Raw genomic sequence first — 16,799 nt, forward strand, 5'->3', positions numbered from 1 at the left:
TCCCCACCAGAGCCGGGTGCTGTCGGTGGGGTGCCGTAGCGTCGAAAGCGTGATCTCCGAGCCGACGAACCGGGCCGCGGGCCCCTACGATGCAGCCTTCCTGCCCCGGCTGCGGATGTCCTTCCGGCCCACGCCCAAGCCGGTCACGGAACCGGTGTCGAAGTTCGGCGGGCAGCCGGTCTGGCTGGACGGACCGGCCTGGCCGGTGCATCCCCGTTCGGGCGAGCCCCTGGTCTTCATCGGCCAGTTCCGGGTGCCGGGGGACGAGGTGCGCCTCGCATACCTGTTCCTGCACGAGGAGGACGTGGTCATGGGCGGCGACGCTCCGGACGACGGCGAGGCCGTAGTCCTGGTCCAGCCTGGCGGACGGATACCGCCCTTCGCGTCGATCGGGGCCCCCGGCACTCAGGGGCGGACCCTCTGGCGGTGGGGTCCGGACCGCACGGAGGTCCCCGTCGAATGGCTGACGGACCTGGCTCCGGTACCACCGGAACTCGACGAAGCAGCGAACCGGGCCGCCGCGTACTCCCGGTACCTGCGGGGCGAGGGCCCTGACGCCGAATATCCCGAGGAGGACTGGCCCCCGGACTTCCTGGGTGGCGAGGCCTTCTACCCCAACGGCCACGCCTTCGGCATCGATGCCTCCTGGCTGTTCCTCTGCCAGTTCGAGGATCGGGGCGAGGCCGAGGAGGACCCCTTCTTCCTCAACTTCGGCTACGGAAGCGGCTTCGTCTTCCTCAGCACCGACCACCTCGAGGGCCGTTTCATGTGGGACTGCAGCTAGGCCGTTTGCTGCGGATCACGAGGAGGGGACCTCCGCGGTCCAGCGCCGCAGAGTTCGAACGGATATTGCGTCGGCATGGCGTCGCCGCTGGTGCCTGCACCATGGAGGCGGCCCGCGCTGTCTCTCGGACGCCTGTTGACGGTCATCGAGGACGGCGATCGGCAGGATCCGTACTGGCAGCCCCATTACTGGAGGGTGGAGTTCCAGGCCTGCTTCGCCGAGGCCCCCGCCCTTCCACGACCCAAAGTGCTCGGGCAGGTGCATCCACGGCGTGCCGGTGATCGGGCCACCGCCCGCCCCGCCGAGGTGTCCTGTCCGGCGGGCAACGTCCGAGTACGTGGGCATCGCCCCCTGGTCAGCATCACCCAGTGCGACCTGTGGTCCTCGGAAACGAATGAATCGGCCGGGGGCACGAAGTCGCTGGTCATCGTCCGGTTCGTCGGCGTCGACTTCAAGCCGCCCACCACGAAGGCGAAGTGATACGTGCCCACAGCCACCAAGCCCAAGCCGGCCACCGCGACGGGCTCACCGAAGGAAGGCATGCCGTCGATGCTCGCCCACCTGACCCGGGTGCTGGTCCACACCCTTGTCGGGGACTCCTAGCGCACCCGCTGGCGCCGCCGGTGAGTCACAGGGCCCACCAGCAATACAACCGCCGGTCGGAAGCCCGAGCGCGCTGAGCCAGCCCGGCCAGGGCTTCCAGAACTTCAGCCGTGGCCTCGACCTTGATCCCGATCTGCCGGAGTTCGTCGGTCATCGACCATGGCTCGGCAAACAGCCGGTCATGATGGCTTCGAGCTGGGCGATCGCGACGACCGGGTCGATGTTCTTGAGGAAGACAGCGTCGAGTCCCGCCTGCCCCGGCCCTCCAGGAGTCTGGAGGACCGTGACGGCAGCTTGGGCGAGGAGATCCGCTCGGCATCGGAGGTCTGGTCCGAGAGTGCTTGGGATTCCGACATCACCGGGCCGGACGACGATCCTCGCGTCTTCTGCGAACTCCCCCGGCTCAGCTTCGGAACGGCCGCCGGCCTCGTACCCATCGCCGCCACCGACCAAGGCGCCGTGTGTGGTTGGGGTACCCGCCTGCTGGACCAGGCCAACCCGCACGCGAGGCGTACGGCCCAGACCGCGGTATGTGACTTGCGCACCAACTGATACGACCTCTTAGGGCGTGCAGATCTTTAACTCGTCGTTTTGACCTTGGTCTGGGTGGAGTCGGGAGCGAGGAACGTTGCGACGTCGGCTGGTGTGCGAAGGCGGGCGGTAGAGGGGGTGATGTGGTGACCGTGTGCTTCCAGGAGTGGTCGGACCTCCTGTTTCGCGCGGCTGATGGTCATGGCGGTGACGTCGAAGAGTTGGCCGAGTAGGTCCATGGTCGCGAGTTTCCGCAGGTGGAGCACGGTGGCCAGGACCCGGTCGGCTGGGGTGAGCTTGGCTTTGGCACCTGCGCCAGGGGCCATCAGACGCTCGTGACCGCGACGTGTTCGGAGCACTTGCTCGCGTTGAAGTTCCAGCGCTGGAGTCAGCGTGGCGATGAGCTCGCTGAGTTGTTGGCGGGTCATCCCGGTCAGTTCTGGGTCCTGCAGTGAACACCGTGTGAGGCGAGGCGGTCTGTTCGCCGGGGCCTGGACTGACGTGTTCTCGGTCGTCGCCGCGTCCATCGGATGCTGGGGGTGGAGGGTGTAGTTCCAGTCGCCGTGGAAGCGGTGCCGGGTGATCGGCAGGGCGGCGATCTCGTCGTCGCTGACCTGGATGCCGGTGGGGTAGGGGTTGGTGTCGAGTTCGGCGTGCACGGTCAGGCCGGTTTTGGTCGTGGTCGCCGCGATGCTCTCGACGATGACTTCGTGGCTGGTCAGCGGCCTTCCACGCCAGTTCATGGTGATGTGGGAGAACAGCCGGTGCTCGATCCGGTTCCACTTGGAAGTGCCGGGAGGCAGGTGGCAGACGGTGACCGTCATGCCGGCCTCGGCAGCAAACCTGGCAAGTTCGGTCTTCCAGGTGCGGGTGCGATAGCCGTTGGAGCCGCCCGCGTCGGCGGTGATCAGCAGTCGGCCGGCCGTCGGGTAGGTGGCCCGTCCGGTGGCGTTCCACCAACGGCGGATCGATTCGACGGCGAACGCGGCGGTGTCGTGGTCGGTGCCCACGTTGACCCAGCCGGTGTTCGCGGCGACGTCGTAGATGCCGTAGGGCACTGCTCTGCCCAGCTCGCGGTCGGGGAAGTCGTGGGTGTCGACTCGCACCGGCTCGCCTCTCGGCTCCCACTCACGGCCGTTGTTCTTGAATGGGCCGACCAGTTCCTTCTTCTTCGTGTCCACGCTGATCACAGGAGCCCCGCAGTCCTGATGGCCGCGGGCCTGCTCGTTGAGGTACTGGAACTGTGCGTCCCGGTCGGGGTGCTGCTTGCCTTCCAGCGTCTTGGCGTTGCTCTGCAGGCTGAAGCCCTCCTCGCGCAGGAGGTCGCCCACCGTGTCCGCGGAGATCCTGTGGCCCTGTCGGGTCAGCTGCTCAGCGAGCTTGCGCGTGGATTTGGTAGTCCAGCGCAGCGGCGACATGGGATCTCCGCGGACGTCGGGCTCGACCAGCGCAAGAAGTGCCTCCCGAACAGCCGGGTTCCGCTCGGCGACGCGTTTGCGTCCGGCACCGGGCCGGCGGACGCGTCCCAAGGGGGCCTCTCCGGAGCCGAGTTCCCGTACTCCGGCAGACACCGTGGCCTCACGGACACTGGCGGCACGAGCGACCGCTCGGATCCCGCCATGGCCGAGAGACTGGGCCTCCGCCCCTATCAGCAGGCGACGCTGCCGCTCATCCAGATGCGGCAAAATCACCGCGAACTTGGCTGCCAGCACGGCCCGTTGCCCTTTCAACCCGCTCATGCCAGACCAACGAACCACCGAGTGGAAAGCTACGAGTTAAAGATCTGCACGCCCTTACGGTACGCATCGGGATAGTCCGTTGATCGACTTGGAGGCGTCATGCCCTTGCAGATGAAGTTGAGCGCGATAACACTCGACTGCTCGGATCCACTGGCTCTGGCAGCGTTCTATCAGCAGGCCACCGGCCTTGAACCCCACCCGAAGTCGGACGCCGACTTCGCCGGACTCAACCGTGAGGACGGACTCCTCATCGGCTTCCAGCGGGTGGACGACTACCGGGCACCGAGCTGGCCCGATCAGACCGTTCCCCAGCAGCTGCATCTCTGCTTCGACGTCGTGGATCTGGACGAGGCGGAAGCCCGGCTGCTGGAGCTGGGCGCCGGCAAGGCGGATCAGCAGCCGCATGAGGACAAGTGGCGGGTCCTCACCGATCCGGCCGGGCATCCCTTCTGCATCGTCAGGGGCTGACGGAGGGCCGGCGGGTGGTTTCGGAAAAGGTTGTGAACGCAGAAAAGCCCCGTACCAGTTCCCTGGTACGGGGCTTTCTACAATGATTGTTCGGCGGCGTCCTACTCTCCCACAGGGTCCCCCCTGCAGTACCATCGGCGCTGAAAGGCTTAGCTTCCGGGTTCGGAATGTAAACCGGGCGTTTCCCTAACGCTATGACCACCGAAACACTATGAAGTTAACCAACCGGATATGAACACAGTTCGTTACTTCAGAACTAACACAGTGGACGCGAGCAACTGAGGACAAGCCCTCGGCCTATTAGTACCAGTCAGCTCCACCCGTTACCGGGCTTCCACATCTGGCCTATCAACCCAGTCGTCTACTGGGAGCCTTACCCTCTCAAGGAGGTGGGAATACTCATCTTGAAGCAGGCTTCCCGCTTAGATGCTTTCAGCGGTTATCCCTCCCGAACGTAGCCAACCAGCCATGCCCTTGGCAGGACAACTGGCACACCAGAGGTTCGTCCGTCCCGGTCCTCTCGTACTAGGGACAGCCCTTCTCAATATTCCTACGCGCACAGCGGATAGGGACCGAACTGTCTCACGACGTTCTAAACCCAGCTCGCGTACCGCTTTAATGGGCGAACAGCCCAACCCTTGGGACCGACTCCAGCCCCAGGATGCGACGAGCCGACATCGAGGTGCCAAACCATCCCGTCGATATGGACTCTTGGGGAAGATCAGCCTGTTATCCCCGGGGTACCTTTTATCCGTTGAGCGACGGCGCTTCCACAAGCCACCGCCGGATCACTAGTCCCGACTTTCGTCCCTGCTCGACCCGTCGGTCTCACAGTCAAGCTCCCTTGTGCACTTACACTCAACACCTGATTGCCAACCAGGCTGAGGGAACCTTTGGGCGCCTCCGTTACTTTTTGGGAGGCAACCGCCCCAGTTAAACTACCCATCAGACACTGTCCCTGATCCGGATCACGGACCGAGGTTAGACATCCAGCACGACCAGAGTGGTATTTCAACGGCGACTCCACCATGACTGGCGTCACAGCTTCAAAGTCTCCCACCTATCCTACACAAGCCGAACCGAACACCAATATCAAACTATAGTAAAGGTCCCGGGGTCTTTCCGTCCTGCTGCGCGAAACGAGCATCTTTACTCGTAGTGCAATTTCACCGGGCCTATGGTTGAGACAGTCGAGAAGTCGTTACGCCATTCGTGCAGGTCGGAACTTACCCGACAAGGAATTTCGCTACCTTAGGATGGTTATAGTTACCACCGCCGTTTACTGGCGCTTAAGTTCTCAGCTTCGCCACACCGAAATGTGACTAACCGGTCCCCTTAACGTTCCAGCACCGGGCAGGCGTCAGTCCGTATACATCGCCTTACGGCTTCGCACGGACCTGTGTTTTTAGTAAACAGTCGCTTCTCGCTGGTCTCTGCGGCCACCCCCAGCTCAGGAAGCAAGTTCCTTCACCAGTGATGGCCCCCCTTCTCCCGAAGTTACGGGGGCATTTTGCCGAGTTCCTTAACCATAGTTCACCCGAACGCCTCGGTATTCTCTACCTGACCACCTGAGTCGGTTTAGGGTACGGGCCGCCATGAAACTCGCTAGAGGCTTTTCTCGACAGCATAGGATCATCCACTTCACCACAATCGGCTCGGCATCAGGTCTCAGCCTTATATGAGGGACGGATTTGCCTACCCCTCGGCCTACACCCTTACCCCGGGACTACCACCGCCCGGGCTGGACTACCTTCCTGCGTCACCCCATCGCTTACCTACTACAAGTCTGGTTCGTCGGCTCCACCACTTTCCTTTCCCCGAAGGGTCCGGAACGGCTTCACGGACTTAGCATCGCCTGATTCGATATTGGGCGTTTCAAAGCGGGTACCGGAATATCAACCGGTTGTCCATCGACTACGCCTGTCGGCCTCGCCTTAGGTCCCGACTTACCCTGGGCAGATCAGCTTGACCCAGGAACCCTTAGTCAATCGGCGCACACGTTTCTCACGTGTGTATCGCTACTCATGCCTGCATTCTCACTCGTGAACCGTCCACAACTAGCTTCCGCTGCTGCTTCACCCGGCACACGACGCTCCCCTACCCATCACAGCGGGCGTTGGCCCTATTGCTGCAATGACACGACTTCGGCGGTACGCTTGAGCCCCGCTACATTGTCGGCGCGGAATCACTTGACCAGTGAGCTATTACGCACTCTTTCAAGGGTGGCTGCTTCTAAGCCAACCTCCTGGTTGTCTCTGCGACTCCACATCCTTTCCCACTTAGCGTACGCTTAGGGGCCTTAGTCGATGCTCTGGGCTGTTTCCCTCTCGACCATGGAGCTTATCCCCCACAGTCTCACTGCCACGCTCTCACTTACCGGCATTCGGAGTTTGGCTAAGGTCAGTAACCCGGTAGGGCCCATCGCCTATCCAGTGCTCTACCTCCGGCAAGAAACACGTGACGCTGCACCTAAATGCATTTCGGGGAGAACCAGCTATCACGGAGTTTGATTGGCCTTTCACCCCTAACCACAGGTCATCCCCCAGGTTTTCAACCCTGGTGGGTTCGGTCCTCCACGAAGTCTTACCTCCGCTTCAACCTGCCCATGGCTAGATCACTCCGCTTCGGGTCTAGAGCGTGCAACTCAATCGCCCTATTCGGACTCGCTTTCGCTACGGCTTCCCCACACGGGTTAACCTCGCTACACACCGCTAACTCGCAGGCTCATTCTTCAAAAGGCACGCAGTCACGACCGTTATTCCGAAGAATAACGGCGACGCTCCCACGGCTTGTAGGCACACGGTTTCAGGTACTATTTCACTCCGCTCCCGCGGTACTTTTCACCATTCCCTCACGGTACTATCCGCTATCGGTCACCAGGGAATATTTAGGCTTAGCGGGTGGTCCCGCCAGATTCACACGGGATTTCTCGGGCCCCGTGCTACTTGGGAGATTCTTAAGCAAGCCGCTGATGTTTCGTCTACGGGGGTCTTACCCTCTACGCCGGACCTTTCGCATGTCCTTCGACTACATCAACGGTTTCTGACTCGCCGACCGGCCGGCAGACCGATCAAAAGAATTCCCACAACCCCGCATGCGCAACCCCTGCCGGGTATCACACGCATACGGTTTGGCCTGATCCGGTTTCGCTCGCCACTACTCCCGGAATCACGGTTGTTTTCTCTTCCTGCGGGTACTGAGATGTTTCACTTCCCCGCGTTCCCTCCACACTGCCTATGTGTTCAGCAGTGGGTGACAGCCCATGACGACTGCCGGGTTTCCCCATTCGGACACCCCCGGATCAAAGCTCAGTTGGCAGCTCCCCGGGGCCTATCGCGGCCTCTCACGTCCTTCATCGGTTCCTGGTGCCAAGGCATCCACCGTGCGCCCTTAAAAACTTGGCCACAGATGCTCGCGTCCACTGTGTAGTTCTCAAGCAACGACCAGCCACCCATCACCCTCACCTACTAGAAGTGAAGTTCACTGGGGCCGGCATCGCAGAAGATAAGACCTTACGGCCGTACCCTCAGATACCCAACAACGTGCCAAGCACGATCCCCGCCACTCAAACTGTTTTCCACGCCGAAGCAGTACTCACAGAAGGTTTTGGAAACCGTGCCAACTAATCAACGTTCCACCCTGAGCTGACCGTGCAGAACGTTTGTCTGCAATCGGTACTGTGCTCCTTAGAAAGGAGGTGATCCAGCCGCACCTTCCGGTACGGCTACCTTGTTACGACTTCGTCCCAATCGCCAGTCCCACCTTCGACAGCTCCCTCCCTTACGGGTTGGGCCACCGGCTTCGGGTGTTACCGACTTTCGTGACGTGACGGGCGGTGTGTACAAGGCCCGGGAACGTATTCACCGCAGCAATGCTGATCTGCGATTACTAGCAACTCCGACTTCATGGGGTCGAGTTGCAGACCCCAATCCGAACTGAGACCGGCTTTTTGAGATTCGCTCCACCTCACGGTATCGCAGCTCATTGTACCGGCCATTGTAGCACGTGTGCAGCCCAAGACATAAGGGGCATGATGACTTGACGTCGTCCCCACCTTCCTCCGAGTTGACCCCGGCGGTCTCCTGTGAGTCCCCATCACCCCGAAGGGCATGCTGGCAACACAGGACAAGGGTTGCGCTCGTTGCGGGACTTAACCCAACATCTCACGACACGAGCTGACGACAGCCATGCACCACCTGTATACCGACCACAAGGGGGGCACTATCTCTAATGCTTTCCGGTATATGTCAAGCCTTGGTAAGGTTCTTCGCGTTGCGTCGAATTAAGCCACATGCTCCGCTGCTTGTGCGGGCCCCCGTCAATTCCTTTGAGTTTTAGCCTTGCGGCCGTACTCCCCAGGCGGGGAACTTAATGCGTTAGCTGCGGCACCGACGACGTGGAATGTCGCCAACACCTAGTTCCCAACGTTTACGGCGTGGACTACCAGGGTATCTAATCCTGTTCGCTCCCCACGCTTTCGCTCCTCAGCGTCAGTAATGGCCCAGAGATCCGCCTTCGCCACCGGTGTTCCTCCTGATATCTGCGCATTTCACCGCTACACCAGGAATTCCGATCTCCCCTACCACACTCTAGCTAGCCCGTATCGAATGCAGACCCGAGGTTAAGCCTCGGGCTTTCACATCCGACGTGACAAGCCGCCTACGAGCTCTTTACGCCCAATAATTCCGGACAACGCTTGCGCCCTACGTATTACCGCGGCTGCTGGCACGTAGTTAGCCGGCGCTTCTTCTGCAGGTACCGTCACTTTCGCTTCTTCCCTGCTGAAAGAGGTTTACAACCCGAAGGCCGTCATCCCTCACGCGGCGTCGCTGCATCAGGCTTTCGCCCATTGTGCAATATTCCCCACTGCTGCCTCCCGTAGGAGTCTGGGCCGTGTCTCAGTCCCAGTGTGGCCGGTCGCCCTCTCAGGCCGGCTACCCGTCGTCGCCTTGGTGGGCCATTACCCCACCAACAAGCTGATAGGCCGCGGGCTCATCCTTCACCGCCGGAGCTTTTAACCCCCGCCCATGCAGGCAGGAGTGTTATCCGGTATTAGACCCCGTTTCCAGGGCTTGTCCCAGAGTGAAGGGCAGATTGCCCACGTGTTACTCACCCGTTCGCCACTAATCCACCCCGAAGGGCTTCATCGTTCGACTTGCATGTGTTAAGCACGCCGCCAGCGTTCGTCCTGAGCCAGGATCAAACTCTCCATGAATGTTTACCCGTAATCGGGTGCACACGCACTTAGAGCGGGACAGTCATGTCGGAATAAGACCGACCGTCCACTGCGTCCTCGCTGTGTAATTGCCTGCAAGCATCACGGCAGAACCGCGACCTCACAGGTCTTTTTCAAAGGAACCTCATCCACCGAAATGGACGGGGTATCAACTTTATGGCGTTGATTTTTGGCACGCTGTTGAGTTCTCAAGGAACGGACGCTTCCTTTGTACTCACCCTCTCGGGCTTTCCTCCGGGCGCTTCCTTCGTTCTTGTGTCTCCGACTCTATCAGACTCTTTCGTGTCCGATTCCCAGTCAGCGGGTTTTGCCTTCCGGGCTGTTGGGCCCTTCCGACTCCCAGAACTCTAGTGGATTTCCCGGGCGATTCATAATCGACCTTCGGAAATGAATTCGGGCATGCCGAATGCGTTCCCGGTGGGAGATCTTGCTGAGTTGGGTGCCGCAACGAGGCGGCGGGATTCGTCTTCTCCGAAACCTTTCGGCTCAGAGGCAACTCGAAGAACCTTACGGATCCGTGGGGTCCGTGTCAACCCCACGGCAACTCCGTGTCCATCGGGCCGAGCCGGTGGGCCGGCGGCCCCGGCTCAGCTCGGGGACTGCAGGGCCTCTACTCGGTCCAGGAGGCGGGTGAGCATGTCGCCCAGCTGCCCGCGCTCCGAGGTGGAGAGGTCCTGGAGGAGGTCCTCCTCGAAGACCGTCGCCGCGCGCATGGCGTCCAGCCACTTGCTGCGGCCCTCCGCCGTGAGCTCCACGATCACTCGTACGCGGTTGTTCTCGTCGCGCTCGCGGGTGACCAGGGCTTCGGCCGTCATGCGGTCGATCCGGTGGGTCATCGCCGCCGGCGTGAGCCCCAGCTGCTTCGCGAGCTCGCTCGGGCCCATCCGGTACGGGGCTCCGGAGAGCACCAGGGCCTTGAGGACCTCCCACTCCGCGTTGCTGATGCCCAGGGCCGCGGTCTGGCGGCCGTAGGCGACGTTCATCCGGCGGTTCAGGCGGCTGAGGGCCGATACGACCTTCTCCACCTGGGGGTCGAGGTCCTGGAACTCACGCTGATAGACGGCGATCTGTTCGTCGAGGCTCGGCTCGTGGACGGGCGCAGTGCCGTCGGGGGTATCACCCATGGTCCGAAGTATGGCACGGGCCCGTTGCCATCTAACTCCTTCGATGTGTAGAGTTAAGGGTCGAACTTTAGGAATGAAGTCTTCAGGCTTCAGCAATCAAGGTGGTGAGAAGTGACCAAGGTGATGGGCGCTGCGATGCGGAGGATCCAGGCCGGGAACGCGTTGACCGCGTTCGGTATCGGCTTCACGGTTCCGTTCCTGTACGTCTATGCGGCGAAGGTGCGAGAGCTGGACCCCATGTGGGCGACGTGCACGTTCGTGGCGTTCGCCCTCGGTGCGCTGCTCGCGCTGCCCTTCACCGGCCGGGTCATCGACCGGCGCGGGCCCGTCCCCGTGGTCATGGGCGCGGCGGTGCTCGCCTCCCTGGGCGCGCTCTCGCTCGGTCTCTCCACCACCGCCCTGCCGATCCTGCTGTCCGCCCTGGCGCTCGGCGCCGGGCAGGCCGTGATGCAGCCCGCGCTGGCCACGATGATCGTGCGGTGTTCCACCCCGTCCACCCGGACCCGTGCCTTCGCCCTCCAGTTCTTCATGGCGAACCTGGGCCTGGGCATCGGCGGGCTCATCGGCGGACTCATCGTCGACGAGACGCGGCCCGGCAGCTTCACCCTGCTGTTCGGCATCGAGGCCGTGATGTTCCTGGTCCTGGCCGGGATCATCGCCACCGTGCGCATGCCGCAGGTGCCGGCCATCAGCAATGCCCTGGCCAAGGACGCCGCGCAGGCGGGCGGCGGCTGGAAGCGGCTGATGGAGCACAAGGCGATGGTGCAGTTCTGCGTCCTCGGCTTCGTGCTGTTCTTCGCCTGCTACGGACAGTTCGAGTCGGGTCTGTCCGCCTTCGGTACCGAGGCCGCCGGGGTTTCGCCGTCCGTCCTCGGGTTCGCGCTGGCCGCCAACACCGGCGCCATCGTCGTCGCGCAGTTCGTCGTGCTGAAGCTGGTCGAGCGCCGCCGCCGGTCCCGGGTGATCGCGCTCGTCGGCCTGATCTGGGCGGGTGCCTGGATCATCGCCGGGTTCTCCGGGCTCGGGCACGGCAGCGCGGTGATGGCCGCCGCCGCGTTCATCACCACGTACGCGCTCTTCGGCATCGGCGAGGCCATGCTGTCGCCGACCCTGGCGCCGCTGGTGGCCGACCTGGCTCCGGAGGGGTCGGTCGGGCAGTACAACTCGGCCTTCGCCCTGGTCAAGCAGATGGCTCTGGCGCTCGGGCCGCTCGGTGTGCCGCTGGGCGCGGGCGTGCCGATGCTCTACATCGGGATCTTCATCCTGGTCTCGCTCGGCATCGCCTGGCTGGCGCTGCGCCTCGGCAAGCAGCTGACTCCGGCGCAGGACAACCCGTCGCTGGCCCGGCACATGTCCGAGGCGGAGCCGGCCAGGGCTGCCGAGCCCGTGCCCGCGTAGGGCTCGTAGCGCGCGTAGAGAAGGAGAAGGCCCCGGTCCGGTGGATCGGGGCCTTCTGCGTGTCCGGTTACTTGTCCTTGTCGCGGTCCTTGTCGGGGAGCGCGAACTCGCACCACACGGCTTTTCCTCCGCCCGGGGTGCGGCGGGAGCCCCAGGACGAGGCGATGGTGGCGACGATCGAGATGCCGCGGCCGGTCTCGTCGGCCGGTTCCGCGCGGCGGCGGCGCGGGAGGTGGTCGTCCCCGTCGGTGACTTCGATGATCAGGCGGCGGTCGGTGCGGCGCAGCCGCAGGCGCATCGGCGGGGTGCCGTGCTGGAGGGAGTTCGCGACGAGCTCGCTGGCCGCCAGGACGCCGAGGTCGCACAGCTCGACCGGGAAGCGCCACGAGGCCAGGACTCCCTGGGCGAAGGCGCGGGCGCGCGGGGCGGCCTCGATGCCGCCGAGGAGCTCCAGGGCGGCGTTGTGGAAGAGCTCGGCGTCGGCTCCGGTGCGGGCGGGCTGCTGGAGGACCATCACGGCGACGTCGTCGTCGTGATCGGCGTCGACCCCGAGGGCGCGCATCAGGCGGTCGCAGATGACGGCGGGGGTGCCCTGGGCGCCGGAGAGGGCGCGCTCCAGCGCGGCGACGCCTTCGTCGATGTCCTCGCCGCGGCGTTCGACCAGGCCGTCGGTGTAGAGGACGGCCGTGGAGCCGGGGCCCAGCGCGATGGTGCCGGAGGTGTGCAGCCAGCCGCCGGTGCCGAGCGGCGGGCCGGTGGGGTCGGCGGCGCGGCGGACGGTGCCGTCCTCGTCGCGGACCAGGATCGGGAGGTGGCCGGCGGAGGCGTACGCGAGGAGGCCTTCGTTGGGGTCGTGGACGGCGTAGACGCAGGTGGCGATCTGGCTGGCGTCGATCTCGGCCGCGAGGCCGTCGAGGAGCTGGAGCACCTCGTGCGGGGGCAGGTCGAGGCGGGCGTAGGCGCGGACGGCGGTGCGGAGCTGGCCCATGACGGCGGCGGCGCGGACCCCCCGGCCCATGACGTCGCCGATGACGAGGGCGGTGCGGCCGGCGCCGAGGGTGATGACGTCGTACCAGTCGCCGCCGACGGCGGCCTCGGTGCCGCCGGGCTGGTAGGTCGCGGCGACGCGCAGGTCGTCGGGCTGTTCCAGCTCCTGCGGGAGCAGGGAGCGCTGGAGGGTGACGACGGCCTCGCGCTGGCGGCGCTCGCTGGCGCGCAGCCGGTCCGCGGCCTCGGCGTGGTCGGTGACGTCGGCGAGGTGGATCAGGACGCCGGTGTGGTGGGGGCCGTCGTCGTCCGGTTCGGCGGTGTGGCCCGTACCGGTGTGCTCGGCTGCGCCCGTGGCCGTGGCCGTGCCGTCCTCGGTGTCGGGCGCGGCCTTGGGGAACTCGATCGGGGTGCACGTGACGGTGTACGAGCTGCCGCCGCCCGGCGCGGTGCGGTTCTTGGCGGTACGGGGCTTCCCGCTGCGCTGGACCTGGTCGAGGAGCGGGAGCAGCCCGAGCTCGCCGAGCTCGGGGAGGGCCAGGTGCGCGGGGGCGCCGGGGGCGCGGGCGCCGAACCCGGCGGTATAGGCGTCGTTGACGTAGGCGACGCGGTGCTCGGGGCCGTGCACGAGGGCGACGAGGGCGGGGAGGCGGCCGAGGACGTCCCGCACGGAGAGCTCGTCGAGCGAGGGGGTGGGGGCGCTCGTACCGGCCTGCGCACCCGCGGCGGTGGTTCCCGTACCCGTGCCGCGGACGGTGGGGTCGGCGGAGCCGCAGTCGGACGCGGTCCCGGAATGGCCGACGGCGCCGCGTGCGGCCGGGACCGAGCCCTCGCCCCGTTTGGCCTGGGCGGCGGCGTGTTCGGACCGGGCAGCGGCGCGGCGCTGCGTTCCGGGAAACCGGGCGCTCCAGCGCGTGAAGTTCACTGCTTTCTAGCCTCGTGGTGTCGCTCGTGGTCGCTATGTCACTCGGTGGCAATCGGGTGGCACTCGGATGTCACTCTGTGCAGGTGTGAGCCCACCTATGGTCACACGTCCAGTGTGGCCGTAGGCACTGTCGGCCTCAGCCCGCGCTCTTCTTCGGGGGTTCCTTGGGACCTCCGCCCGCGGCGAGTTCGAATTCTGCCCTGGGGTGTTCGAGGGATCCTAGGGAAACGATCTCGCGTTTGAAGAGACCGGAGAGCGTCCACTCGGCCAGCACGCGTGTCTTGCGGTTCAGGGTGGGTACGCGGCTGAGGTGGTAGGCGCGGTGCATGAGCCAGGCCGGGTAGCCCTTGAGCTTGCGGCCGTAGATGTGGGCGACGCCCTTGTGGAGGCCGAGGGAGGCCACGGAGCCGGCGTACTTGTGGGCGTACTCGGTGAGGAGTCCGCCGCGCAGGGACGAGACGAGGTTGTCGGCGAGGACCTTGGCCTGACGGACGGCGTGCTGGGCGTTGGGGGCGCACGGGACGCCCTTCTCCGCGGCCGTGATGTCGGGGACGGAGGCGGCGTCGCCCGCGGCCCAGGCGTGCTCCACTCCCTCGACGGTGAGGAAGGAGGTACAGGCCAGGCGGCCTCGCTCGTTCTTGGGCAGATCGCTGGCGGCCAGGATCGGGTGCGGTTTGACGCCCGCGGTCCACACGACGGTGCGGGTGGGGAAGCGGGCGCCGTCGCTGAGCACGGCGACGCGGTTCTCGCAGGATTCGAGGCGGGTCTCCAGGCGCAGGTCGATGCCGCGGCGGCGCAGTTCGCGGATCGTGTACGTGCCCATCTCGGGGCCGACTTCGGGGAGGATCCGGTCGCTGGCCTCGACCAGCACCCATTTCATGTCCTCGGGTTTGACGTTGTGGTAGTAGCGGGCGGCGTAGCGCGCCATGTCCTCCAGCTCGCCGAGGGCTTCGACGCCCGCGTAGCCGCCACCGACGAATACGAAGGTGAGGGCGGCGTCGCGGATGGCGGGATCGCGGGTGGAGGAGGCGATGTCCATCTGTTCGATCACGTGGTTGCGCAGGCCGATGGCCTCTTCCACGGTCTTGAATCCGATGGCGTAGTCGGCGAGTCCCGGGATGGGGAGCGTGCGGGAGACGGAGCCCGGGGCGAGGACGAGTTCGTCGTACTCGATCTCGACGGGGCCGGCGCCCTCCTCCTCGGTGGCGAGGGTGACGACCGTCGCGGTGCGTTTGGCGTGGTCGATGCGGTGGGCCTCGCCGATGACGATGCGGCATTTGGCGAGCACGCGGCGCAGCGGGACCACGACGTGGCGTGGGGAAATGGAGCCCGCGGCCGCTTCCGGGAGGAAGGGCTGGTACGTCATGTACGGCTCGGGAGTGACCACCGTGACGTCGGCCTCGCCGGTTCTCAGCTTTCGCTGGAGCCGGAGTGCCGTGTACATGCCTACGTAGCCGCCGCCGACGATCAGGATCCGCGTGCGGGGCGGGGTACCGGGGGCCGCGCCCCGGGAGTTAGCAGCCTTCACCACCCCATGACGCAACGTGGCCGGGAGTTTGTCCACAGGCCCGACAAATTGTGTGACCGGGCAGGGTGCTGGGACAGGGGTGTCGAGGTGTCTGGATTGAGGTGAAGGTGTGCAGGTCAAGCGGTGCGGAGGGGGTGATTCCGGAGGCTTGGATCGGAAAAGTGCGGGTGAATGCTCCGATCGGGCGGTGGTCCGTCCGGGGCTGCCTCTTCTGAATTGACTCTGGCTCAACTATGTTCGTATCTCGTCGAGGAGTAGGACCAGGGCCCTCATGACCGTGGCCCCCCTCGATACGAAGGCGGGGAGTGTCTCCGGGGGGAGACAAATGATTACCGGGGGATACATATGAACATTTCCGATTTCCATGCTTCTGCGACCGCTCTGTCGTCCGCCACGTCCTCTTCGGAGAGCAACGGCCGGCTGATGGCGAGCGGCGCGACCACGCACGGGGTGGGCCGTTCCACGCCGCTGCGTGTCGATGCCCAGCGCAACCTCGAACACGTACTGCGCGCAGCTCGCGAGGTCTTCGGCGAGCTGGGCTACGGGGCTCCGATGGAGGACGTCGCCCGCCGTGCGCGGGTCGGCGTCGGCACCGTGTACCGGCGGTTCCCGAGCAAGGACGTCCTGGTCCGGCGGATAGCCGAGGAGGAGACCTCCCGGCTGACCAAGCAGGCACGGACCGCGCTCGGCCAGGAGGAGGAGCCGTGGCAGGCGCTGTCGCGCTTCCTGCGCACCTCCGTGGCCTCCGGCGCCGGTCGGCTGCTGCCGCCGCAGGTGCTGCGGGTCGGCGGTCCCGGCGATGACGAGGCCGACGCCGAGGCCGCGCGGGTCCCGCACCAGCGTCAGGCCGTCGTGGCCGGCGGGGTGCCCGAGCTGCGGGTGGTCGGCGCCACGTCGCGCAGCGGCCAGGACGACGAGCCCTCGGACGACGCGGGCGCCGGCGAACTGCTGGAGGTCGTCGGCCGTCTGGTGGACCGGGCCCGGGAAGCCGGTGAGCTGCGTGCCGATGTCACGGTGGCCGATGTCCTGCTGGTCATAGCCACGGCGGCGCCCGCGTTGCCGGACGCGGCGCAGCAGGCGGCGGCTTCGGCCCGGCTGCTCGACATCCTGCTGGAGGGGCTGCGGTCCCGGACGGTCTAGTCGGGGCGGGTCATCCGGTTCGGGGCGGTTGTCCGGTCGGGACTGGTCGTCTGGTTCGGGCCGGTCGTCTGGTCGGGGCGGGGTCGTGTGGTCGTGCTCGTGCTGGACGTGCTCGTGCGGACGGTCCTTAGTGGGCCGTCTCGTACGGGCTCGTCCGGGGCGGGTTCGCCTTGGACAGGTCGTCCGGGGCGGGTCGTCCGTCTGATGCGCGTCGTCTCGTGCAGGTCGTCTGTCCGACGCAGGTCGTCTCGCGTAGGTCGTGCGGTCAACCTGGGGCAGGTGGCGGGCGTTCGCTCGAACGGGTGGGCCGGTCTACGGCAATTCGCCGGATCATGC

11 protein-coding genes and 3 rRNA genes are annotated in these 16,799 nt (G+C 65.2%); 6 read left to right on the forward strand and 8 right to left on the reverse strand.

Annotation, left to right across the window (positions count from 1 at the left end; genetic code table 11):
* The first annotated feature begins 49 nt into the window (after positions 1 to 49).
* Both AC3IYJ_RS18750 and AC3IYJ_RS18755 read left to right on the forward strand, forming a co-directional pair.
* On the forward strand, positions 50 to 784 hold the full coding sequence (locus tag AC3IYJ_RS18750; protein WP_489402441.1) for a hypothetical protein: 735 nt from the start codon (positions 50 to 52) through the stop codon (positions 782 to 784).
* A 75-nt stretch (positions 785 to 859) separates the two neighbouring features.
* Positions 860 to 1,264 (forward strand): hypothetical protein, encoded by a 405-nt coding sequence (locus AC3IYJ_RS18755; RefSeq protein WP_489402442.1) that lies wholly within the window; start codon positions 860 to 862, stop codon positions 1,262 to 1,264.
* Positions 1,265 to 1,412: 148 nt separating this feature from the next.
* On the opposite strand, the gene AC3IYJ_RS18760 is transcribed toward AC3IYJ_RS18755, so the two are convergent.
* Positions 1,413 to 1,541: a hypothetical protein gene (locus AC3IYJ_RS18760; RefSeq protein WP_489402443.1), complete on the reverse strand. Its 129-nt coding sequence runs from the start codon at positions 1,539 to 1,541 to the stop codon at positions 1,413 to 1,415.
* 5 nt (positions 1,542 to 1,546) lie between these two features.
* Between AC3IYJ_RS18760 and AC3IYJ_RS18765 the strand changes: the two genes are divergently transcribed.
* On the forward strand, positions 1,547 to 1,939 hold the full coding sequence (locus AC3IYJ_RS18765) for a hypothetical protein (RefSeq protein ID WP_489402444.1): 393 nt from the start codon (positions 1,547 to 1,549) through the stop codon (positions 1,937 to 1,939).
* Positions 1,940 to 1,965: 26 nt separating this feature from the next.
* On the opposite strand, the gene AC3IYJ_RS18770 is transcribed toward AC3IYJ_RS18765, so the two are convergent.
* Positions 1,966 to 3,657: an ISAzo13 family transposase gene (locus tag AC3IYJ_RS18770; RefSeq protein ID WP_489399408.1), complete on the reverse strand. Its 1,692-nt coding sequence runs from the start codon at positions 3,655 to 3,657 to the stop codon at positions 1,966 to 1,968.
* A 99-nt stretch (positions 3,658 to 3,756) separates the two neighbouring features.
* Here AC3IYJ_RS18770 and AC3IYJ_RS18775 point away from each other — a divergent pair, with 99 nt between their 5' ends.
* On the forward strand, positions 3,757 to 4,125 hold the full coding sequence (locus tag AC3IYJ_RS18775; RefSeq protein WP_489402445.1) for a VOC family protein: 369 nt from the start codon (positions 3,757 to 3,759) through the stop codon (positions 4,123 to 4,125).
* 88 nt (positions 4,126 to 4,213) lie between these two features.
* Here AC3IYJ_RS18775 and rrf read toward each other — a convergent pair.
* The 4 genes from rrf to AC3IYJ_RS18795 form a co-directional block, all read right to left on the reverse strand.
* A 5S ribosomal RNA gene (gene rrf / locus AC3IYJ_RS18780) occupies positions 4,214 to 4,331 on the reverse strand.
* 74 nt (positions 4,332 to 4,405) lie between these two features.
* Positions 4,406 to 7,529 (reverse strand): 23S ribosomal RNA (locus tag AC3IYJ_RS18785).
* 286 nt (positions 7,530 to 7,815) lie between these two features.
* A 16S ribosomal RNA gene (locus tag AC3IYJ_RS18790) occupies positions 7,816 to 9,340 on the reverse strand.
* Together the 16S, 23S and 5S rRNA genes form the textbook arrangement of a ribosomal RNA operon.
* Positions 9,341 to 9,948: 608 nt before the next feature.
* Positions 9,949 to 10,485 carry a MarR family winged helix-turn-helix transcriptional regulator gene (locus AC3IYJ_RS18795; protein WP_489402446.1) on the reverse strand — a complete coding sequence of 179 codons (537 nt, stop codon included), beginning with the start codon at positions 10,483 to 10,485 and terminating at the stop codon, positions 9,949 to 9,951.
* A gap of 123 nt (positions 10,486 to 10,608) precedes the next feature.
* Between AC3IYJ_RS18795 and AC3IYJ_RS18800 the strand changes: the two genes are divergently transcribed.
* The gene (locus AC3IYJ_RS18800) at positions 10,609 to 11,883 is read left to right on the forward strand and encodes an MFS transporter (RefSeq protein ID WP_489402855.1); all 1,275 of its coding nucleotides are present in this window, start codon (positions 10,609 to 10,611) and stop codon (positions 11,881 to 11,883) included.
* A gap of 67 nt (positions 11,884 to 11,950) precedes the next feature.
* Here AC3IYJ_RS18800 and AC3IYJ_RS18805 read toward each other — a convergent pair whose 3' ends face one another.
* Positions 11,951 to 13,795 (reverse strand): ATP-binding SpoIIE family protein phosphatase, encoded by a 1,845-nt coding sequence (locus AC3IYJ_RS18805; RefSeq protein ID WP_489402447.1) that lies wholly within the window; start codon positions 13,793 to 13,795, stop codon positions 11,951 to 11,953.
* 136 nt (positions 13,796 to 13,931) lie between these two features.
* Entirely contained in the window at positions 13,932 to 15,326 is a 1,395-nt protein-coding gene (locus AC3IYJ_RS18810) for an NAD(P)/FAD-dependent oxidoreductase (RefSeq protein WP_489402448.1), read from the reverse strand.
* Positions 15,327 to 15,668: 342 nt separating this feature from the next.
* Here AC3IYJ_RS18810 and AC3IYJ_RS18815 point away from each other — a divergent pair, with 342 nt between their 5' ends.
* Positions 15,669 to 16,463 (forward strand): TetR/AcrR family transcriptional regulator, encoded by a 795-nt coding sequence (locus AC3IYJ_RS18815; protein WP_489402449.1) that lies wholly within the window; start codon positions 15,669 to 15,671, stop codon positions 16,461 to 16,463.
* Positions 16,464 to 16,799: the final 336 nt, after the last annotated feature.

This window comes from Streptomyces sp. GL_140 (genome assembly GCF_057834465.1).